Origin of the sequence: Chromobacterium subtsugae (assembly GCF_035919665.1) — a bacterium.
Lineage (GTDB): Bacteria > Pseudomonadota > Gammaproteobacteria > Burkholderiales > Chromobacteriaceae > Chromobacterium > Chromobacterium subtsugae.
Genome location: NZ_CP142381.1, coordinates 1784240 through 1805145, shown reverse-complemented (window position 1 = coordinate 1805145; position 20906 = coordinate 1784240). Strand labels below are relative to the sequence as shown.

At 63.5% G+C, this 20906-nt stretch carries 18 protein-coding genes; 11 read left to right on the top strand and 7 right to left on the bottom strand.

The window, feature by feature from the left end:
• Positions 1–2 precede the first annotated feature (2 nt).
• A complete protein-coding gene (ilvA, locus tag U6115_RS08935; RefSeq protein WP_043579246.1) occupies positions 3–1532 on the bottom strand; it encodes a threonine ammonia-lyase, biosynthetic in 1530 nt (509 codons plus the stop codon).
• 199 nt (positions 1533–1731) lie between these two features.
• On the opposite strand from ilvA, the gene U6115_RS08930 reads away from it, so the two are divergent.
• The 4 genes from U6115_RS08930 (at position 1732) to lipA (ending at position 4805) form a co-directional block, all read left to right on the top strand.
• Entirely contained in the window at positions 1732–2877 is a 1146-nt protein-coding gene (locus U6115_RS08930) for a D-alanyl-D-alanine carboxypeptidase family protein (protein ID WP_043579245.1), read from the top strand.
• 77 nt (positions 2878–2954) lie between these two features.
• On the top strand, positions 2955–3224 hold the full coding sequence (locus U6115_RS08925; protein ID WP_043579269.1) for a YbeD family protein: 270 nt from the start codon (positions 2955–2957) through the stop codon (positions 3222–3224).
• Positions 3225–3237: 13 nt separating this feature from the next.
• Positions 3238–3861, top strand: a complete 624-nt coding sequence (gene lipB / locus U6115_RS08920) for a lipoyl(octanoyl) transferase LipB (RefSeq protein ID WP_043579244.1) — start codon at positions 3238–3240, stop codon at positions 3859–3861.
• The gene (gene lipA, locus U6115_RS08915; protein WP_043579243.1) at positions 3858–4805 is read left to right on the top strand and encodes a lipoyl synthase; all 948 of its coding nucleotides are present in this window, start codon (positions 3858–3860) and stop codon (positions 4803–4805) included. The genes lipB and lipA overlap by 4 nt, the downstream gene beginning before the upstream one ends.
• A gap of 69 nt (positions 4806–4874) precedes the next feature.
• Here the strand turns inward: lipA and U6115_RS08910 are convergent, their stop codons facing one another.
• Entirely contained in the window at positions 4875–5480 is a 606-nt protein-coding gene (locus tag U6115_RS08910; RefSeq protein ID WP_043579242.1) for a hypothetical protein, read from the bottom strand.
• Between the two features lie 70 nt (positions 5481–5550).
• Between U6115_RS08910 and U6115_RS08905 the strand changes: the two genes are divergently transcribed.
• From U6115_RS08905 to U6115_RS08880, 6 genes are all read left to right on the top strand, one after another.
• Positions 5551–5856: a hypothetical protein gene (locus tag U6115_RS08905; RefSeq protein WP_146008341.1), complete on the top strand. Its 306-nt coding sequence runs from the start codon at positions 5551–5553 to the stop codon at positions 5854–5856.
• A gap of 367 nt (positions 5857–6223) precedes the next feature.
• The gene (locus U6115_RS08900; RefSeq protein WP_052878140.1) at positions 6224–6601 is read left to right on the top strand and encodes a hypothetical protein; all 378 of its coding nucleotides are present in this window, start codon (positions 6224–6226) and stop codon (positions 6599–6601) included.
• A 257-nt stretch (positions 6602–6858) separates the two neighbouring features.
• On the top strand, positions 6859–7203 hold the full coding sequence (locus tag U6115_RS08895) for a hypothetical protein (RefSeq protein WP_043579241.1): 345 nt from the start codon (positions 6859–6861) through the stop codon (positions 7201–7203).
• Positions 7204–7427: 224 nt separating this feature from the next.
• Entirely contained in the window at positions 7428–10169 is a 2742-nt protein-coding gene (gene mgtA / locus U6115_RS08890; protein ID WP_052258299.1) for a magnesium-translocating P-type ATPase, read from the top strand.
• 346 nt (positions 10170–10515) lie between these two features.
• On the top strand, positions 10516–12423 hold the full coding sequence (locus tag U6115_RS08885; RefSeq protein ID WP_230623422.1) for a thiamine pyrophosphate-binding protein: 1908 nt from the start codon (positions 10516–10518) through the stop codon (positions 12421–12423).
• Between the two features lie 28 nt (positions 12424–12451).
• Positions 12452–14050, top strand: a complete 1599-nt coding sequence (locus U6115_RS08880) for a flavin monoamine oxidase family protein (protein WP_043579239.1) — start codon at positions 12452–12454, stop codon at positions 14048–14050.
• Between the two features lie 134 nt (positions 14051–14184).
• Here U6115_RS08880 and U6115_RS08875 read toward each other — a convergent pair whose 3' ends face one another.
• The 5 genes from U6115_RS08875 to htpX form a co-directional block, all read right to left on the bottom strand.
• Positions 14185–15273 (bottom strand): porin, encoded by a 1089-nt coding sequence (locus U6115_RS08875; RefSeq protein WP_047237305.1) that lies wholly within the window; start codon positions 15271–15273, stop codon positions 14185–14187.
• 363 nt (positions 15274–15636) lie between these two features.
• On the bottom strand, positions 15637–17100 hold the full coding sequence (locus tag U6115_RS08870) for an ATP-binding protein (protein WP_043579238.1): 1464 nt from the start codon (positions 17098–17100) through the stop codon (positions 15637–15639).
• Entirely contained in the window at positions 17097–17810 is a 714-nt protein-coding gene (locus U6115_RS08865; protein ID WP_043579237.1) for a response regulator, read from the bottom strand. Before U6115_RS08865 ends, U6115_RS08870 begins: the two co-directional genes overlap by 4 nt.
• A 150-nt stretch (positions 17811–17960) precedes the next feature.
• Entirely contained in the window at positions 17961–18953 is a 993-nt protein-coding gene (locus U6115_RS08860; protein WP_230623421.1) for a TerC family protein, read from the bottom strand.
• 57 nt (positions 18954–19010) lie between these two features.
• Entirely contained in the window at positions 19011–19892 is an 882-nt protein-coding gene (gene htpX, locus U6115_RS08855) for a protease HtpX (RefSeq protein WP_043579236.1), read from the bottom strand.
• A gap of 132 nt (positions 19893–20024) precedes the next feature.
• Here htpX and nhaR point away from each other — a divergent pair, with 132 nt between their 5' ends.
• A complete protein-coding gene (gene nhaR / locus U6115_RS08850) occupies positions 20025–20906 on the top strand; it encodes a transcriptional activator NhaR (protein WP_043579235.1) in 882 nt (293 codons plus the stop codon).

Below are 20906 nucleotides of genomic sequence, written 5' to 3'. Positions count from 1 at the left end.
CATCAACGGATGGTCTTGCCAAGAAACAGCCGATAGGCCGGATTATCGGTTTCATCTATATAAGGGTATCCCAGCGTTTCCAGAAACTGCTGGAAGGCCTGCGCGTCGCCCGGGGGCACCTGGATGCCGACCAGCACCCGGCCATAGTCGGCGCCGTGGTTGCGGTAGTGGAACAGGCTGATGTTCCAGTCGGTGCGCATCGCCTCCAGAAAACGCATCAACGCGCCGGGGCGGTCGGGAAATTCAAAGCGCAGCACCCGCTCGTCTTTCAGCTGCGGCGCATGGCCGCCCACCAGATGGCGGATGTGCAGCTTGGCCAATTCGTTATCGGTCAGGTCGATGCCATCCAACTCCGCCGCGCGCAAGTCCGTCAACAAACGCTCCACATCCTCCTTGCCGGCGATCTGCACGCCGACGAACACGTGGGCGACGCTGGGGTCGGCGAAGCGGTAGTTGAACTCGGTGATGTTGCGGCCGCCGATCACCGAACAGAAGCGCTTGAAGCTGCCCGGCTTTTCCGGGATGGTGACGGCGATGATGGCCTCGCGCCGTTCGCCCAGTTCGGAACGCTCCGACACGTGGCGCAGGCGGTCGAAATTCATGTTGGCGCCGCAGGAGATCGCCACCAGCGACTGCCCGGCGCAGCCTTCGCGCTCGATGTATGCCTTGGCGCCTGCCACCGCCAGCGCGCCGGCAGGCTCGACGATGGAGCGGGTGTCCTCGAAAATATCCTTGATCGCCGCGCAGATGGCGTCGGAATCGACCAGGATGATCTCATCCAGCAATTCGCGGCAGATGCGGAAGGTTTCCTCCCCCACCAGCTTGACCGCCACGCCGTCGGCGAACAGGCCGACGTCTTTCAGCTCCACCCGCTCGCCCTTCTCTATCGACTGGCGCATCGCGTCGGAGTCCACCGGCTGCACGCCTATCACCTTCACCTCCGGCTTCAGCCGCTTGATGAAGCTGGCCACGCCGGCAGCCAGGCCGCCGCCGCCGATGGCGACGAATACCGCGTCCAGATCGTCCGGATGCTGGCGCAGGATCTCCATGCCCACCGTGCCCTGGCCGGCGATCACGTCCGGATCGTCGAACGGCGGGATATAGGTGCGGCCGCTCTCTTCCGCCAGCTTCACCGCGTGCAGATAGGCCTCATTGAAGGAATCGCCGGACAACACCACCTGGCCGCCGCGCTGCTTCACCGCGTCGATCTTGATCTGCGGCGTGGTGACCGGCATCACGATCACCGCCTCGCAGCCCAGCTTGCTGGCTGACAGCGCCACCCCCTGCGCATGGTTGCCGGCGCTAGCGGTGATGACGCCGCGCGCGCGCTGCTCGGCGCTCAGCTTGGCCATCTTGTTGTAGGCGCCGCGCAGCTTGAACGAGAACACCGGCTGCAGGTCTTCGCGCTTGAGCAGTATCTTGTTGCCGTAGCGCCGCGACAGATTCGGCGCCAGCTCCAGCGGCGTCTCCACCGCGACGTCGTAAACCCTCGATGTCAGGATGCGTTCCAGATAGTCTTGCGTATTGCTCATAGTGATGCCTTCGTCCCTGTAGTTTCTTGTATTTGAACTGTCAGAGTATCAGGAACTCCAAACGAACGGGAGGCCCGCCGCGCACTGTCTGCTGCATTGCAATATCAACGCCGGTTCGGGTTTTTCCGGCAACGGTGGTGGCCACAGCGTGTATAATCAGCGGCTACTGTTTGTGACCCCTAAGCAAGTCCTCTCCAAAATGAAAAAACTCACCACTGCCCTGGTGGCCGCCGCCCTGGCGCTGCCGTCCCTTGGCTTTGCCAATACCGCCTTCACCCCGCCGGCGCCGGACATCGCCGGCAAGGCCTACTACCTGCTGGACTACAACAGCGCCCAGGTGCTAGCCGAACGCGACCCCGACTCCCGCGTCGAGCCGGCCTCGCTGACCAAGCTGATGACCGCCTATCTGACCTTCAAGGCGCTGAAGGAAAAGCATCTGACGCTGGAGCAGACGCTGACCGTATCGCAAAAAGGCTGGAAAACCGAAGGCTCGCGGATGTTCCTGGATCCAAAAGTCCCGGCCAAGGTGGAGGACCTGATCCGCGGCATGATCGTGCAGTCCGGCAACGACGCTTGCGTGACGCTGGCCGAAGCCATCGCCGGCAGCGAAGACGTGTTCGCGCAGATGATGACCCAGCAGGCGCAGAAGCTCGGCATGAAGAACACCCAGTTCAGGAACGCCACCGGCCTGCCGCACGCCGACCACTACACCACCGTGCACGACCTGGGCATCCTCGCCGCCGCGTTGATCCGCGACTACCCCGAGTTCTATCCGATCTACTCGATGAAGTCGTTCACCTACAACAACATCAAGCAGCCTAACCGCAACCTGCTGTTGTACCGCGACCCCAACGTCGACGGCATGAAGACCGGCTACACCGACAGCGCCGGCTACAATATGGTAACGTCCAGCCACCGCGACGGCCGCCGCGTGATCTCCGTCGTCGTCGGCACCGCCAGCCCGGAAGCCCGCGCGGTGGAAAGCTCCAAGCTGTTGAACTACGGCTTGCAATTCTTCGACACGCCCAAACTTTATGCAGCAAACACCCGCGTCTCCGACGTCGCCGTCTACAAGGGCAGCGACAAGATGGTGGCGGTCGGCTTCGGCAGCGATGTTTACGCCACCGTGGCCAAGGGCCAGGCCGCCAAGCTGAAGGCCGACCTGACCACCATGCAGCCCTTGATCGCGCCGATCAAGGCCGGCCAGGTGGTCGGCAAGCTGACGGTTTCGCTCGACGGCAAGCCGCTCTTGGAGCGTCCGGTGGTAGCATTGAAAGCGGTGGAGGAAGGCAACTTCTTCAGCCGCCTGTGGGACAGCCTGAAGCTGATGCTGGGCTGGAAGTAACCGCGGCAGCGGTTTTGGCGGCGCCCCGGCCTGGCTGCGGCGCCGCCGGTTTCGCAATTGGCAAGAGTAGATCTGACATGTCTGATGAAAAACAGGAACTGATGGAGTTCCCCTGTCGCTTCCCGCTCAAGATCATGGGCGAGCGGCACGACGAATTCGTCGCCACCATCACCGAAGTGGTGCGCATCAACGCCCCCGACCTCGCCGAGGTCGACATTGTGCTGCGCGAAAGCTCCGGCGGCCGCTTCTACGCGCTGACCGTCACCGTCACCGCCACCTCGCGCCAACAGCTGGACAACATCTACCTGTCGCTGACCGGCCACCCCATGGTGAAAATGGTCCTCTGACCCGGGAGCTCAGGTGCAACGCATCATCAAACATTTGGGCCTGGCCGACTACGAGCCGACCTGGCGCGCCATGCAGGCGCTCACCGACCAGCGCGACGACGACACCCGGGACGAACTGTGGGTGGTCGAACACCCGCCGGTGTTCACCCAGGGACTGGCCGGCAAGCCGGAACACCTGCTGCAGCAAAACGACATCCCGGTGGTGAAGACCGACCGCGGCGGCCAGATCACCTACCACGGTCCCGGCCAACTGGTGATCTACCTGCTGATTGATTTCAAGCGCATGCGCATCGGCGTGCGCGAACTAGTGCGCCACATCGAGCAGGCCATCATCGACATGTTGGCCGAACAGGGCATCGCCGCCAACGGCGATGTCGACGCGCCCGGCGTCTATGTCGACGGCGCCAAGATCGCCTCGCTGGGCCTGCGCATCAAGAACGGCGCCACCTACCACGGCCTGAGCCTGAACGTGGACATGGACCTGAGCCCGTTTGGCTGGATCAACCCTTGCGGCTACGCCAACCTCAAGGTGACACAATTGAAGAATCTGGGCGTGAACCTCACGGTCGCCGAAGCCGCCGACAAGCTGCTGCCGCACCTGGAACGCCACCTGAGCACAAGCAAGGAGACCGCATGAAGCCGGACAACCAGGCCGGGGTGAAGCACAAGGGCGCGGCCAAGACCGCCCGCATCCCGATCAAGATCGTGCCGCTGGACGAAAAGCTGAGAAAGCCGGAGTGGATCCGCGCCAAGCTGCCCAACAGCCAGCGCTTCCACGAAATCAAGCAGATCCTGCGCGATCAGAAGCTGCACACCGTGTGCGAAGAAGCCTCCTGCCCCAATATCGGCGAATGCTTCAGCAAGGGCACCGCCACCTTCATGATCATGGGCGACATCTGCACCCGCCGCTGCCCGTTCTGCGACGTCGGCCACGGCCGCCCCAACCCGCTGGATGAAAACGAGCCCAAGCATCTGGCCGAGAGCGTGGCGGCGATGCGGCTGAAGTACGTGGTGGTCACCTCGGTGGACCGCGATGACCTGCGCGACGGCGGCGCCCAGCACTTCGCCGACTGCATCAACGCGGTGCGCGCCGCCTCCCCCGGTACCCAGATCGAAACTCTGGTGCCCGACTTCCGCGGCCGCCTGGACATCGCCATCGACATCCTCAGCGGCACCGCGCCGGACGTGATGAACCATAACCTGGAAACCGTGCCGCGCCTGTACAAGCAAGCCCGCCCCGGCGCCGACTACGCCCACTCACTGCAGTTGCTGAAAGACTACAAGGCGAAGAACCCGGACGTGCGCACCAAGTCCGGCCTGATGGTGGGCTTGGGCGAGACCGACGAGGAAATCCTGGAAGTGATGCGCGACCTGCGCGCCCACGACGTGGACATGCTGACCATAGGCCAGTATCTGCAGCCGTCGGACGGCCACCTGCCGGTGCTGCGCTACGTGCACCCGGATGTGTTCAAGATGTTCGAGGAAAAAGCCTACGAAATGGGCTTCGTCCACGCCGCGGTAGGCGCGATGGTGCGCTCCAGCTACCACGCCGACGTGCAGGCGCATGAGGCTGGCGTGTAAACACTCGCCATCCAGCAAAAACGGCATCCGAGCTTCAACCCGGATGCCGTTTTTTCATGCGGCCGCCGCTCAAACGGCCGGCTTCTCGATCACCAGCACGCCGGGAGCCCAGGCATAGCTGGCGCCGCCGGCATATTCGCCCTGATAGAATTTGGGTTGCGCAAGCCTAGCAACCAGGCTATCCCTCGCCACCGAACTCTGCGCCGCGCTGAGCAATCTGTCAGACTTGAACTTCAGCCAAGCCACAGGCGAATCATGAATCTTTCGCCTGGGCTCGCCCACGCCCAACCAGAACGCTAGGCAGCAGAACTCCAGCTCGCCATTGCTCTTCATGCTCAGCGCCAGACTATCGCGCAAGCGGCCCACGTCTTGTTCCAGCGGCCCCCCAGGCTCCGCCAGGTCATTCTTTACCTCGATGATCGACTTCAGCACGCCATGCCCGCCGGCCTCGGGCGCCACCCACCACACGATATCCGCACGGCCATCCCCTCTCAGGCTGGATCGCGGGCGCCCTCTCAGGCTTACGTTCGCGCAACCCAGCGGCTCCCGCACATTGGCCTCAGACGCGACATGACAATCGTCATCCACCTCGGCCAATTCCCTCGCGACAGCGCAAGTCAGCAGATACTCTGGCGCGCCTTCCCCATCCGCCACCAAAACCCTTGACTTCGTCATTGCGCAACCCGCACAAACCATGTCCCGCGGCGAAACCGCCACTACTTGTCCAGCATAGACAAATCCATGCATGTCAAGCGCAAAGCGAACGCATGCGGCTGGAATGCCGCGCTATCCATATATTGCAAATCAATATAAAAAAGACGAATCCGCCACGCTTGCCGCGAAAACAGCAATTTGGTTTGATTTAATAGGCAGTTTCGCTTATAGTCGGATTGTTATTAATTTTGCAAAGGCAAACCGTGGACAACGACGGTTCCAGTCGATCTTCGATCGCAGTATCGCCTTGCAGGATTTAAGCAGACCGAATTCCTTCCTTCTGCCTCATCCTGCAAAGCCAGGATGTGGCATCCGTTCCGGCCTGAAAACAGGCTGACGCGCCAAACGCAATCCACTCAGTCACACAGCATCGCCTTATGCCGCGGCTTCCAGTCCGCGCTGCGCTTCTGCGTCCCGAATGGCTTGCCAGCATCCCCCAGCATCAGACCGACTCAGCAAACCGACCGAATTGTTTACGCTAGCTGCGTGCGCCAAAGGAGATTCCATGCCGGAAGAACCAGAACCGCGAACGTATGCGCCGCGTAGCTGCGCGTCAGGCTAATTCCGCTATTGGGCGGAAATAACCGGCTCGGCAGCCGCGCCATACTCCGCTCATTCAATATCGGACCGCATTCCCGCATACGGTTATTCAAACCGGAAAGGGGTGCTTATTCTCTGCTGCTATAAAAATAGGGGGATTCAATATGCGAGCCCTGAAACTGTCCCAACTGCTGAAATTCTTTACCCGCGGCAATACTTCCGCTCAAGTTGCCGACTTCCGCCTGAATATCGTTTGCGACAAAGCCGTCATCACCACGCTGCGCAAACGCCTGTTCTGGGAAATGCACGACCTCGGCCTGCGCGCCTCGCAAGTCACCATCGGCCCCGACAGCCATGACAACCAGTGCAAGCTGTCGGTGGTGCTCAACTGCCCGCTGACGCAACGCCAGGACCTGGACGACATGGCGCTGCGCCTGAGCCAACTGCCGGAAATCCGCCGCGTGCACTGGGGCCGCCGCCTGCATAGCGCGCAGCCACATCACCGCTCGTTGTTCGGCAGCCGTCCGCGCATCGCCGCCTAACGCCGAACCCGTCGCGCCGGCGTCCACAAAGACCGCCGGCCAAACCGCCGCACCACAAGGCCCCAGCCATGCCCGAAGAACCCGAACCGCAGACAGCCAGGTCTTCGCCGCCGGCGCCGCACTGATCCACCCCTTCCCGTAAGCGATGGACAGCGCCGCCGCCGCGCCGTCCATCATGCCGCTTCCCGGCTATCGCCGCGGAAGACGGCTGCCTGTCGCCATGTGAAACCACACGCGCCATTCCACAGGAGCTTACGATGCAAAACCTGTTCACCCCCCCCCGCAATCAGCAGCTGTATCAGCTGTCCATCATCTGCCCATCGATGTCGCTGGGCGCCGCCAGACGCGAAATCCGCACCCTGGCGCAAAAACACGGCTTGCGCATTCAGCAATGGCAGGAGCAGCCGCAGCCGGCCGCGCGGGAAAGCCGCCATACGCTGACGCCCTGGCTGATCTGCGCCGATTTCCGCTGCGGCTCCGAGGCCTGCATGCATTTCCTGCAGGGCATCGCCCAGCGGCTGGCCACCATGCCGCTTACCCGGGTCAAGCTGGATTGCCTGTCGCTGCCGCCAAGCGGCATGCGGCGTCCAGCCAGCGCCTGATCCTCCCCGCCCGGCCGCCATGCCGGCCGCGGCAAGACCATCATCCGCAGGAGAAGGCATGCCATAGACACGCAACACGCTGATTGAGATGCCATCCGCTGGGGCGTTCGCATAGAGCCCCCCAACGGGCGGCAATGTTCTCTCGATTTCGAGTCGACACATTGTCGGCGCTGATGCCTCACGGCAGGGATGGTCACGCCCGTTGTCAGCGCCAGGAGATACCCATGACCAAACACAACACCCAACGCAGCAAGAACCGCGGCTTCATCGCCACCCCGGGAAAACGGCAGGACAAAGTCGCCTTCCGCTTGGCCGACGAAGCCCGGCTGCCGCTGGAAGACACCTTCAAGCGGGTGCGCAGCCAGCCGGACGGCCTCTCCGCGATGGAGGCCGCGCAGCGGCTGCAGCAATACGGCCGCAATGAAGTGGCGCACGACAAGCCGCCGCACCCGCTGGTTCAGCTATTCCTCGCGTTCAAGAATCCTTTCGTGATGGTGCTGATCGTGCTGGGCGTCATCAGCTACGTGATGGACATCGCCATGGCGCCGCCGGACGACCAGGATTGGACCAAGGTCATCATCCTGTCCGCCATGATCGCCATCAGCGGCCTGCTGCGCTTCTGGCAGGAATTCCGCTCGGCCAAGGCGGCGGAAAAGCTCAAGTCGCTGGTGCGCAACACCGCCACCGTGCAGCGCCGCCCCGCCGGCCCCAATCCGCCGCTGCGTCTGGAGGTGCCGATGTCGGAACTGGTGGTGGGCGACGTCATCCATCTGCAGGCTGGCGACATGATTCCGGCCGATATCCGCTTGCTGGAATCGCGCGACCTGTTCATCAGCCAGGCCGTGCTCACCGGCGAAGCGCTGCCGGTGGAGAAGTACGACACGCTGGGGGCGGTGGCCGCCAAGTCGGCCGAGCGGGACGCCAGCCACGCCGACGACCTGCTGGACCTGCCCAATGCCTGCTTCATGGGCACCAATGTGGTGTCCGGCACCGCCCGCGCGCTGGTGGTCGCCACCGGGGCCGATACCTATTTCGGCTCGCTGGCGCGCAATGTGGTCAGCCACAAGCGCATCGAAACCAGCTTCGACAAGGGCGTCAACAGCGTGTCCTGGCTGCTGATCCGCTTCATGCTGGTGATGGTGCCCATCGTGTTCATGATCAACGGCGTCACCAAAGGCGACTGGATGTCCGCCCTCACCTTCGCGCTGGCGGTGGCCGTGGGCCTGACTCCGGAAATGCTGCCGATGATAGTCTCCGCCAACCTGGCCAAGGGCGCGGTGGCGATGGCGCGGCGCAAGGTGGTGGTGAAGCGGCTGAACGCGGTGCAGAACTTCGGCGCGATGGACGTGCTGTGCACCGACAAGACCGGCACGCTGACCCAGGACAAGATCATCCTGGAGCACCATTACGACATCCATGGCCGCAAGGATGAAAGCATCCTGCAACTGGCCTGGCTCAACAGCTTCCACCAGAGCGGCATGAAAAACCTGATGGACATCGCCGTAGTGGAGCATGCCGACGAGCTGGGCGACCGCATCAAGCTGCGGCAGTACGCCAAAGTGGACGAGCTGCCGTTCGATTTCGAGCGTCGCCGCCTGTCGGTGATCGTGGAAGACGGCGGACAGCAATTGATGGTATCCAAAGGCGCGGTGGAGGAAATGCTGGCTGTCTGCAGCCATATCCGCGATGGCGGCGAAACCCGCGCGCTGAATGCCGAAGAACGCGCCGCCCTGCTGCGCCGCAGCGAGGAATACAATGCCGAAGGCTACCGCGTGCTGGTGGTGGCCACCCGCGACATTCCCGCCGCCGAGCAAAAACGCAGCTACCGCACCGCCGACGAACAGGGCCTGGTGGTGCGCGGCTTCCTCACCTTCTTCGATCCGCCGAAGGACTCCGCCGCGCCGGCCATCCGCGCGCTGAAGGAATACGGCGTGGCGGTGAAGGTGCTGACCGGCGACAACCCCATCGTCACCGCCAAGGTGTGCCGCGATGTCGGCCTCAGCCCCGGCCTGCCGCTGATCGGCAAGGAAATCGAGGCGATGGACGACGTGGCGCTGTGCACCGCGGTCAAGCACACCACCATCTTCGCCAAGCTGACGCCGCTGCAAAAATCGCGGGTGGTGAAGGCGCTGCAAGCCAACGGCCACACCGTCGGCTTCCTCGGCGACGGCATCAACGACGCGCCGGCGCTGCGCGACGCCGACGTCGGCATCTCGGTGGACAGCGGCGCCGACATCGCCAAGGAAACCGCCGACATCATCCTCTTGGAAAAGAGCCTGATGGTGCTGGAAGAAGGCGTGATCAAGGGCCGCGAAACCTTCGGCAACATCCTCAAATACCTGAACATGACCGCCAGCTCCAACTTCGGCAATGTGTTCTCGGTGCTGGTGGCTTCGGCCTGGCTGCCATGGGAGCCTATGCTGGCGATGCAGCTGTTGCTGCAGAACCTGATCTACGATCTGTCGCAGATGTTCCTGCCATGGGACAAGATGGACCCGGAATTCCTGAAAAAACCGCGCAAATGGGAAGCCGGCAACATCAAGCGCTTCATGCTGTGGCTCGGCCCCACCTCTTCGGTGTTCGACATCACCACCTACATCCTGCTGTGGACGGTGTTCGGCGCCGGCGCGGCCTACCATCTGCACGGCGGCGACGGCGGCCAGCTGATCATGAACACCGGTTGGTTCATGGAAGGGCTGATCTCGCAGACGCTGGTGGTGCACATGCTGCGCACCCGCAAGATTCCGTTCCTGCAAAGCACGGCGTCGCTGCCGGTGCTGCTGTCCACCAGCGTGGCCATCGCCATCGCCTGCTATCTGCCGTTCTCGCCCATCGCCGCCTCGCTGGGCTTCATCCAGCTGGACGCCAGCTACTTCTGGTGGCTGCTGCTGACCATGGCCGGCTACCTGGCGCTGACGCAGACGGTGAAGACCATCTACATCAAGCGTTACGGCCAGTGGTTCTAAGCCACTAACGCGCCGACGCTTGGCGCGCGCAAACGAGGCTGGCCCCCAGGCCAGCCTCTTTGTCGTCTTGCCAACCCGCCGTTAGTCCAGCAAAAGCCAATATCAAGCTCGTCAGCCGGCATATCCGGTTAAGACTGTCCTTAATGCCTAATCGTATTCACACCTAGCCACCCCAGGCCCACCCACAAGATTTCATTTGAAATCATCAAATTAAAATAGCCACGCCCACCCAAAACACCGCTGTTGGCATTTATCCGACAAGGCCTTGTTCGTTTCTATCCGCATCCGGCTGCATTACCACTCACATATCGGTTTCGCACTTTCACGCGGGAGGAAAAGCATGAGCATGGATGAGACAAGCGGCCAGAAACGCTGGGCCCGGGACTATGTGTTCGACATCCTGAGCCAGCTGGGCATACACCGGATTTTCGGCGTGCCGGGCACCAACGAAATTCCCATCATCGACGGCACCTCCTACCCGGAAAACCGGGTGGAGTACATCGAATGCCTGCATGAGAACATCGCCATCGGCGCGGCGATGGGCTCGGCGCGGATGACCGGCAAGCCCGGCGTGCTGGTGGTGCACGTCACCCCCGGCATCGCCCACAGCATAGGCAACCTGTTCAATGCCTGGCGTTCGCAAGCGCCGCTGGTCATCCTGTGCTGCCAGCAGCAGAACGAACTGGTCACCCAGGAACCGCTGCTGGCGTCCAACCTGGTGGACCTGGCGCGCCAATACACCAAGTGGGCGCACGAAGTGCGCACCGAGCAGGAGTTCCCGATGGTGTTGCAACGGGCGTTCAAGGAGGCGATGGCGCCGCCCAACGGCCCGGTGTTCGTCGCCATACCGTGGGAATTCACCATGCGCCGCATCGGCGACGACGACCGCATCAAGGGCGTGACCAAGATTTCGCCGCACTTCACCGCCGACCCGCAGGCGATAGAACAGGCCGCCAAACTGCTGCGCGAAGCCAAGAACCCCATCATCGTCGCTGGCGACGCCGCCGGCTACGCCCAGGCCTGGCCCGAACTGCAGCGGATGGCCGAACTGCTGGGCGCGCCGGTGCTGCAGCAAACCTTCAGCAGCCTGGCCAACTTCCCCAACAACGATTACCACTGGCAAGGCGAATTGCCCGGCAGCCAGGCCGGCGTGCAGCAAGTGTTCAAGGACCACGATGTCGCCTTCCTGTGCGGCTTCAGCAACCAGGCGCAAATCACCGTCTACAAGTACAGCGACGGCCCGCTGATTCCGCCGCACGTCACCCAGGTCTATCTCAGCAACAACACCTGGGACATAGGCAAGAACTACTACGGCGAAGCGGCATTGTTCGGCGACCTGAAAGCCACGCTGCCGTTGATCAACCAGTTGATAGGCAGCCAGCCCTCGGCCGCCGCCGCCGCGCGCAATCAGCAACTGCGGGAATTCGCCGTCAAGCGCGCCGCGGATTGGGAGGTTTACCTGCGCGAAGCGATGCATCAGAACGAAATCTGGGCGGTGGTGATCGCCGACGCGCTGCGCAAGGAAATCGGCGAACGCAAACTGGAGAAGCAATTCGTCTACGTGCATGAAGCGGTGTCCGACCCGGCGCCGTTCCAGTTCCTGCTGCCGTTCACCGACCAGGCGGCGCAGCCGATCAGCTACTACTGCGTCGGCGGCGGCTCGCTCGGCTGGTCGATGCCGGCCACGCTGGGCATCAAGCTGGAGCAGGACGGCTACCAGGGCATAGACACCCGCTTCGTGGTGGCCGCCACCGGCGACGGCTCCTCACTGTTCTATCCGCAAACCTGGTGGACCGCGCAGCACCGCAAGCTGGGCGTGCTCTACATCATCACCAACAACCACGAATACCACACGCTGCAGATGGGGCTGACCCAGGTGGAAAGCATCTACGGCGAAGCGCCCGGCTATGAGTGGACGGCGAAGACCCAGGACCCGGAATACCTGCGCATCCATCGCCCCAAACCGGACTTCGTCACGCTGGCCAAGTCGTTCGGCGGCATGGAGGGCGAAATCGTCCGCCATCCGGAAGACGTGCGCGCGGCGGTGCGGCGCGGCATAGACCATGTGCTCAGCGGCCAGGCCTATGTGCTGGACATGCATACCGTGGGCCTGGACCAGCCCACGCCCGACCTGCAGCCCTCCAACGCCCGCTATGAGAAACAGCCGCGGCTGGACTGCGTCCACTTCAGCAGCGAAGACGGCCTGCGCGCGGCGTCGGCCGGCCAGCCGGGCAATGTGCCGGTGATCTTCTGATCGCCCACCCTCAAGGAGAAACAGCATCATGGCAGACGAAAATCTGGACATCGCCATCGTCGGCGGCGGCGTATCCGGCGTTTACAGCGCCTGGCGGCTGAAACAGGAGCGGCCGAACGACAAGATCGCGGTGTTCGAAGCCAGCAACCACATCGGCGGCCGGCTGTTGTCGGTGCGGCCGCCGGACATTCCGGACATGGTGGCCGAACTGGGCGGCATGCGCATCCTGCCGGCGGTGCAGCCGCTGATCACCCGGCTGATCGCCGACCTCAACCGCGAATTGCCGGCCGATCAGCAGATCACGCTGTACAACTTCCCGGTGGATGAACCGCAGAACATCGCCTTCCTGCGCGGCGTCTACCTGCGGCTGGCCGATTTGACCCACGCGCCGGACAAGGTGCCCTACCAGCTGAATTTCCTGGACCACGGCGAAAGCGCCGGCAGCCTGATCGTCAACGCGATCGAACAGATCGTGCCCGGCATCACCAACCCGAACCTCAACGAGGCGCAGCGCCGCGAAATGGCGCAGCAGGCCGAATTCGGCGGCATACCGCTGTACAAGCAGGGCTTCTGGAACGTGCTGCTGCGCGTGATCACCGGCGAAGCCTACCACTACGCCGAAGATGTCGGCGGCTATGACTCCACGCTGTGCAACTGGAACGCCGCCGACGCCATTCCCTGGTATCTGTCCGACTTCGGCGTCAGCCCGGCATACAAGGGCTTCTGCAACGGCTTCCAGCAGGTGCCGCTGACGCTGGCGCAATTCTTCCAGCAGCTGGGCGGCGAAGTGCGGCTGGAGTCCAGCGTTTCCAATATCGTCAGCAAGGGCGAAGGCTTCGAGTTCCAGGTCAAGGGCCGCACCATCGCCGCCAAATCGCTGATCCTGGCGATGCCGCGCCGCTCGCTGGAGCTGCTGTCCGCCACCAGCCCGGTGCTGCAGGAAATCCAGCCGCTGATCGCCAGCGTGACGGCGCGCCCGCTGTTCAAGCTGTTCACCACCTACAACAGCCCGTGGTGGCTCAATACCGGCTACTCCGCTCCCGACGGCAGCTATGTGCCGGTGCAGGCAGGCCGCTCGGTCACCGACCTTCCGGTGCGGCAAACCTATTACTGGCCGAAGAGCAACGGCGAGCCGGCCACCCAGGGCCACGCCATGCTGCTGGCCAGCTACGACGACGGCGACAACACCGGCTTCTGGGACGGCCTGCGCGCCAGGCGCCGCCAGCCGCGCGCCGTCGGCCTGGACGTGGCGCCGCTGGCCGACCCCTTCATCGGCGAAGACGACAATGTGCGCAACGACGAGCTGACCTGGCACCAGTACAAGGCGCCGCGCCTGATGACTGAAGAAGTCACCCGCCAGCTCACCGTGATGCACAGCCTCAGCTACACGCCCAAGGTGCGCAACGCCGCCTACCGCGACTGGGGCGACGATCCGTACGGCGGCGGCTGGAACAGCTGGAACATCGGCGTGAAGAGCTGGGAAGTGAAGCACCGCATCGTGCAGCCGACCGATCTGCCGCTGTACATCTGCGGCGAAGCGTATTCCGACGCCCAAGGCTGGGTGGAAGGCGCGCTGCAAACTGCCGGCTATCTGCTGGAAAAGTTCGGCGTGCTGCCATTCCACTAGGCCGCGCCGCCCGCTTCAAGCTCCGCGCCGCGGGCAAGACAAAACCGCCGCCTCCTTGCGGAGAGCGGCGGTTTTGACATCCGGGGCCGACGTCAGCCCATCGGCCCGGCAGCCATTCCTAACCGTTGCCGGTATTAGAAGGAGTGAACCATGTTCAGGCCCAGACCACGCAGCTTGTTGCCGGCGCTGGAGCCATCGGCTGCGTTGGAGAAGATGGCCTGGTCAGCCTTGACTTCGCCGTATTGCAGACCAACCACGGTGCGCTTGGACATCTGGTAGTCAACGCCCACCAGGAATTGCTTGTAGCCGCTATCCGGGGAGGAGGCGCCGTCGATCTTGACGTCCTGGCCTTGAGCGTAGGAGAACTTCGGCGTGAAGGCGCCCAGGGTGTAGGCGGCGGTCAGCGCGTATTCCTGCGACTTGTACTTGCTGCCGTTGGTCGGAACGTTCGCGTCCTTCAGGAAGCTCAGCGGGCTGATGGTGCTGTCGCCGCGGTCGTTGCGATAGCCAACGGCCAGCAGCAGGTTGTTGGCGTTGTAGCCGGCTTCCAGACGGTGGCTGTCGTTGGCCTGGGTCTTCACGCCGGCACCAGCCACGGTCACCACAACCGGGGTCTCATGGATGTACTGGTACTTGCCGAAGAAGCCGCTGTTCTCGTACGACAGACCCAGGTTGTAGGTCTCGCGCTGAGCGGAGTCGGTGTTCGCATTGGCGAAGGTGCCGTTCTTCACTTCCTTGGTGCCGTACAGCAGGGCGCCCTGGAAGCCGCCGTAGTTGGCGGTGTCGAAGCGGATGGCGTTCTTCACGCGGATGTCGTCGCGGGTGAAGGCGTTCAGTTGCAGCGCGTTGCTGGAGCTTTCCCACGGGTTCACGACGCTCATGTTGGAGTCGCTGAAGGTGGAGATGTTACCCAGACGCACCTTGCCGAAACCGGTATCCAGACCGATGAAGGATTCGCGGCTGGCGAAGCTGCCGTAGCCTTGGCGGTTGGAGCCGTCGATATCCAGGCCGCTTTCAACCTGCCAGATGGCTTTCAGGCCGTTGCCCAGATCTTCGCTGCCCTTGAAGCCGATGCGGGAGCCCAGGTCGTCGATATTGGTTTTGTTCATGCCACCGGCATCAACATTTTCAACGCCAGCCTTGATTTGGCCGTAGATGGTCACATCAGCAAAAGCAGCTGCCGGCAGGGTGGCTACCGCCAGGGCGATCAGAGTCTTTTTCATTTCGTACATCCTGTTAGGTTGTCTTAGAAAGCGATCAAATACTAATTTCTCAAGACAACATACGCAAGCATACGCTCTTTTTTGTGTAGTGAAAAAGACACACAGTGTGCATAAATACAACACCAGCAAATTATGTCTTACGATAACAACTTTATGTTATTTTGTTGCTTAACGAAAATTTACAAAGCTGTTAAGCCGGAAAATAAATAAATTCCGAAAAAAAAGGCCCACATTCACGTGGGCCTTACAAGGGTAGACTTGACCGGAGATCTGTTGAACCTGCCGAAGCTCAGTTCAATAAACTCACAATTAGAGTGTATTTGCTTGCAATCTTAAGGTCAATGTCTTCCACCCCTAGCTTTGTCAAATAGTGTTAAGCGGCACGCACTGGCTGCGCTCCGCCGGAAAGCTGAGCTCGGCGCACAAACCGCCTTCGGGATGATTGGACAATTGGATGTCGCCATGGTGCTCGCGCGCGATGGCGCGGGCGATCGCCAGGCCCAGTCCGCTCCCGCCGGTGTGGCGCGCCCGGGAGTCCTCCAGCCTGACGTAGGGCTCGAACACCCGTTCCAGGTCTTTATCGGCGATGCCCGGGCCGTGATCTCGCACCTGGATCGCCAGCCGGCCCTCCCGCTCGCGCAAACGCACCTCGATCGGCCCGCTGCCATAGCGGCGGGCGTTCTCCAACAGATTGGCGATGCAGCGCCGCAGGGCTTGCGGCCTGGCGCACAGCGGCTTCACCGGCTCGGGGCGGTAAACCACCTCCGCGCCCAGCGCTTCGACATCCTCGATCACCCCTTGCAGCATCCCGTCCACATTGAGCAGCACGCAGGTCTCGCTGCGCTGCCCCATGCGCAGATAGGCCAGCGTGTCGCCTATCAGTTGGTCCATGTCTTCCAGATCGCGCTCTATCGCCTGGCGAGCCGGCGACTCATCCAGTTGCTCCAGCCGCAGCCGGATGCGGGTGATGGGCAGCCGCAGGTCGTGCGACACGCCGGCCAGCATCTGGCTGCGGGTCTGCAGATAGCGCTGCAATTCCTTCTGCATGCGGTTGAAGGCACGGGTGGAGTTCACCACCTCCAGGGTGCCGGTTTCCGGCAACGGCGGCTGGTCCAGATTGGCCGCCAGGCCGGAAGCCGCCTGCGAGAATACCGCCAGCGGGCGGGTCAGCCGGCGCACCGCCCAGGCCGATACGCCCGCCACCACCAGCGCCACCAGCAGCAGCCAGGCGGTCACCCGCCATGGCGTCTCCACCGCCGAGGCGATCTGGCCGATGCGGAAGGTCGCCACCGCGCCGTCGCGCAGCTTCACCTGCACGGTGGCCATCTGGATTTTCAGCTCCTCCTCGCCATCCTCCCGCTTGCTGGGCAAGGCCCGCACCCAAAACTGCTTGCCGGCGGTGAACACGTGCTGGCCGGGCTCCAGGAAAGGCCGCAGCAGGTCCTCGGCCGCGTCGGGCGTGTCCTCGCGGAAGGACAGCACTTGCATGCGGTAGGGGAAATTGAGATCGGTGCGGATCAGTTGGCACAGCTTGCTGGCTTCAGGCAGATCGGACTGGCGGTTTTCCACCCAGGGGTGGTCCAGCAGCACCTGGGCGGACGGCGAAGTGAGCGCGCTGGCCAGCTTGGGGCGGTTGGACGCCGAAGTTTCGTCCAACAGATTGATCATGTCGGCCAGGTGCTGGGCGACGTACTCCGCGCGCAAAGTGCGGGTCAGGCGCTCGCGGTCGGTCAGCACCAGCCCTATGCCTATCACGTTGGCCAGCAGCACGCTGGTCAGCAGCGTCAGCAGCAACTGGCCGTACAGGGTGCGAGGCAGGCGCCTCATCGCACCGATACCACCTCGCATGCCAGCATGTAGCCGCCGCTGCGTATGGTCTTGATCAGCAGCGGCTCGCGGGCGTCGTCGCCCAGGCGGCGGCGCAGCCGGCCTATCATCACGTCGACGGTGCGGTCGAACGGCCCGGCTTCCTTGCCGTTCATCGCTTCCATCAACTGGTCGCGCGACATCACCCGCTGCGGATTTTCCGCCAGCGCCTGCATCAGCTTGAATTCGCCGCCGGACAGGGGCGTCACCACGCCGCCGCTGTCCACCAGGTGCTGCGCGCCCAGCTCCAGCCGCCACTCGGCGAACTGCAGGCTGCGCAAGGCGCTGTTGCTGCGCTTCTCCTCCACCCGGCGCAGGATGCTGCGCACTCGCGCCAGCAACTCGCGCGGGTTGAAGGGCTTGGGCAGGTAGTCGTCGGCGCCCATCTCCAGGCCGATGATGCGGTCCAGCTCGTCGCCGCGCGCGGTCAGCATCAGGATGGGGATGCTGGAGCGCGAGCGCAGGTCGCGGCACAGGGTCAGGCCGTCGGTGCCGGGCAGCATCAGGTCCAGGATCAGGATGTCGAAGGATTGTTCGGCCAGGATGCGGTTCATCGCGTCGCCATCCCCCACCGCGGCCACGACCATGCCCTGGCGGCTCAGATAATCGCTCAGCAGATCGCGCAGATCGGGATCGTCATCAACGATAAGCAAACGGGACGCTTGGGACATCGGAACTATTCCTAGAATTTTGGATTGAAAGATAAGCGCGCCGTCGGCGAAACCGGCGGCGGCGGCGTCCTGCCCGCGCGCGGACGGCAGACGCCTCGCCAGGTTTGAGGGCCGTGGGCGGCGATTGGTTCCCTCGCCGCCCTCTTCCCGTCAGGACTGCGCCGGATCGCGCCGGGTTTTATGCCAGGAATAACCGATGCCGCCAGCCAGCAGCAGCACGGTCAACAACAGCGACAGCAGCGTGGGCAGCTTGAACGCCACCAGGCCGACATCGTGCAGATACACCAGCCCCACCTTCACGCCTATCAGCACCAGCACCAGCGCCAGCGCGTACTTCAGGTAGTGGAAGCGATGCACCATCGCCGCCAGCGCGAAATACAGCGCGCGCAGGCCCAGGATGGCGAAGATGTTGGAGGTGTAGACCAGAAACGGATCCTGCGTCACCGCGAAGATGGCCGGGATGCTGTCCACCGCGAACACCAGGTCGGCCGACTCCACCAGGATCAGCGTCAGCAGCAGCGGCGTCGCCCACCAGCCGCGCGCCATGCCGTGCTTTTCGCCGCGCAGCAGGAAGGCGTTGCCGTGCAGCCCGGGCGTCAGGCGCATATGGCGGCGCAGCCACTGGTAAAACTTCTGCTCGGCAAGCGGCGTGGCCGCGTCGTCGCCGCTAAACAGCATTTTCAGGCCGGCCCACAGCAGGAAGGCGCCGAACAGCAGCAGCACCCACTGGAATTCGGCCACCAGCGCCGCGCCGGCGCCTATCATCAGCGCGCGCATCGCGATGGCGCCCAATATCCCCCAGAACAGCACCCTATGCTGATAGGCGCGCGGCACCGCCATGCTGGAGAAGATCAACGAGATCACGAACACATTGTCCAGCGACAGCGACTTCTCCAGCACATAGCCGGTAAAGTACTGCACGCCGGCGTCCGCGCCGCGATACCACCACACCCAGCAGCCGAACAACAGGCCGATGCCGATGTAAAAAGCCGACAACTTCAGGCTGGCCTTGACGCCGATTTCGCGGCCGTCCTTCTGCAGCACGCCCAGGTCGAAAGCCAGCAGCGCCAGCACGCCCGCCAGGAACATCAGCCACACCCACAGCGGGTAGCCCAGCGCCGGGGAAAGCAAAAACTCGATCACTTCATCGCTCCATTTTCATCAGTGTTGTCGGCGACGGCTTGGGCCGCCGCCTCCGCGTCAGGCGCGGCCTTCCAGCCTGGCGATGCGCTCTTCCAGGCTCGGGTGGGTGGCGAACAGCCCCAACAGGCCGCGGCCGCCCGCGATGCCGGACGCGGCCAGGCTTTGCGGCAGGCCGTCGGCCTCGATGCCGCCCAGGCGGCGCAGCGCGTCGGCCATCGGCCGGGTGGAGCCCAGCAGTTCGGCGGCGCCGGCGTCGGCGCGAAACTCGCGCTGGCGCGAGAAGTACATCACCACCACCGAGGCCAGGATGCCGAACGCGATCTCGCAGACGATCACGGTGATGAAATAGCCGATGCCGGTGCCGGCCGCGGCGTTTTCCTCATCGCGCTTGAGCCAGCTGTCCACCAGGTAGCCGACCACCCGCGCCAGGAAGTAGACGAAGGTGTTGACCACGCCCTGGATCAGCGTCAGCGTCACCATGTCGCCGTTGCGGATGTGGGCGATCTCGTGCGCCAGCACCGCCTCCACCTCTTCCTCGGTCATGCCCGACAGCAGGCCGGTGGACACCGCCACCAGCGAATTGGCGCGGCTGGGGCCGGTGGCGAAGGCATTGGGCTCGCCCTCATAGATCGCCACCTCAGGCATGGGCAGGCCGGCGCGGTCGGCCAGCCGGCGCACGGTGGCCAACAGCCAGGCCTCGGTCTGGCCTTTGGGCTGGGTAATCACCCGCGCGCCGGTGCTCCACTTGGCCATGGTCTTGGACAAGGCCAGCGAAATGAAGGCGCCGCCGAAGCCCAGCACCGCGGAAAACATCAACAGCATGCCCAGATTCAGCCCGCCGGCGGTGATAAAGCGGTCCAGTCCCAATAGGCGCACGCTCACGCTCAACACCAGCATCACCGCGATGTTGGTGGCAATCAGCAAGATCACCCGTTTCATCATTCCTCTCCCGATAGTCGTTTATTCAGGCGGCCGCGACGCAGCGCGGGCCACACTGCAGTGTATGCAAGGACACGCATCGAAAAAATAAATTAAACTCTGATCATTACTACGATTTTTTCGAATCAATACGTGGAAAAGCTCAACTACAAGCATCTGTACTATTTCTGGGCGGTGGCGCGCACCGGCAGCGTCACCCAGGCGGCGGAGCAGCTGGGCATCAGCATGCAGACCATCAGCGGCCAGGTGGCCAAGCTGGAGCAGCAGCTCGGCTGCGCGCTGTTCCGCCAGCAGGGACGCGGCCTGGCGCTGACCGAGGCCGGGCGCACCGCGCAGGGCTACGCCGACCAGATCTTCATGCTGGGCGAGGCGCTGGGCGAAGCGCTGGCCGACGCGCGGCTGGATCAGGCGGTGCGGCTTGCCGCCGGCGTGTCCGACGTGCTGCCCAAACGCATCGCCAGCCATTTGCTGCGGCCGGCGCTGCAAATGGGCCGCAAGCTGCGGCTAAGCTGCAGCGAGGGCGACTTCGACGAGCTGCTGGGCGACCTGGGCCGGCATCGGCTGGACCTGATCCTGGCCGACCGACCGATAGCCAGCAGCGAGCAGCAGCAATTCCAATCCTGGCTGCTGCTGCGCTGCCCGGTGCTGCTGTACGCCGCGCCCGAACTGTGCCGGCGCTACCGCCCGGAGTTTCCAGCCAGCCTGGAGCAAGCGCCGCTGCTGCTGCCCAGCCGCGACAACGTGCTGCGCCGGCAGCTGGACCACTGGCTGGAATCGCAAGGATTGAGGGTGGAGGTGGCCGGCGAGTTCGACGACGGCGCGCTGATGGAAACCTTCGCCCGCCAGGGCCTGGGCCTGCTGCCGTCGCCGGCGCTGCCGGACGCGGCGCAGGATCTGTCGGGGCTGGAACTGGTGGGCTGCCTGGACGGCGTGTGGGAGCACTATTATGCGGTGGCCAGCCGCCGCAAGCTGCAGCACCCGGCGCTGCAGACCATCCTGCAGGCCTGGGGCTGA

Coding starts and splice junctions, on each gene's coding strand:
- ilvA (WP_043579246.1), bottom strand. CDS start 1,532: ATGAGCAATACGCAAGACTATCTGGAACGCATCCTGACATCGAGGGTT.
- U6115_RS08930 (WP_043579245.1), top strand. CDS start 1,732: ATGAAAAAACTCACCACTGCCCTGGTGGCCGCCGCCCTGGCGCTGCCG.
- U6115_RS08925 (WP_043579269.1), top strand. CDS start 2,955: ATGTCTGATGAAAAACAGGAACTGATGGAGTTCCCCTGTCGCTTCCCG.
- lipA (WP_043579243.1), top strand. CDS start 3,858: ATGAAGCCGGACAACCAGGCCGGGGTGAAGCACAAGGGCGCGGCCAAG.
- U6115_RS08910 (WP_043579242.1), bottom strand. CDS start 5,480: ATGACGAAGTCAAGGGTTTTGGTGGCGGATGGGGAAGGCGCGCCAGAG.
- U6115_RS08905 (WP_146008341.1), top strand. CDS start 5,551: ATGTCAAGCGCAAAGCGAACGCATGCGGCTGGAATGCCGCGCTATCCA.
- U6115_RS08900 (WP_052878140.1), top strand. CDS start 6,224: ATGCGAGCCCTGAAACTGTCCCAACTGCTGAAATTCTTTACCCGCGGC.
- U6115_RS08895 (WP_043579241.1), top strand. CDS start 6,859: ATGCAAAACCTGTTCACCCCCCCCCGCAATCAGCAGCTGTATCAGCTG.
- mgtA (WP_052258299.1), top strand. CDS start 7,428: ATGACCAAACACAACACCCAACGCAGCAAGAACCGCGGCTTCATCGCC.
- U6115_RS08885 (WP_230623422.1), top strand. CDS start 10,516: ATGGATGAGACAAGCGGCCAGAAACGCTGGGCCCGGGACTATGTGTTC.
- U6115_RS08880 (WP_043579239.1), top strand. CDS start 12,452: ATGGCAGACGAAAATCTGGACATCGCCATCGTCGGCGGCGGCGTATCC.
- U6115_RS08875 (WP_047237305.1), bottom strand. CDS start 15,273: ATGAAAAAGACTCTGATCGCCCTGGCGGTAGCCACCCTGCCGGCAGCT.
- U6115_RS08870 (WP_043579238.1), bottom strand. CDS start 17,100: ATGAGGCGCCTGCCTCGCACCCTGTACGGCCAGTTGCTGCTGACGCTG.
- U6115_RS08865 (WP_043579237.1), bottom strand. CDS start 17,810: ATGTCCCAAGCGTCCCGTTTGCTTATCGTTGATGACGATCCCGATCTG.
- htpX (WP_043579236.1), bottom strand. CDS start 19,892: ATGAAACGGGTGATCTTGCTGATTGCCACCAACATCGCGGTGATGCTG.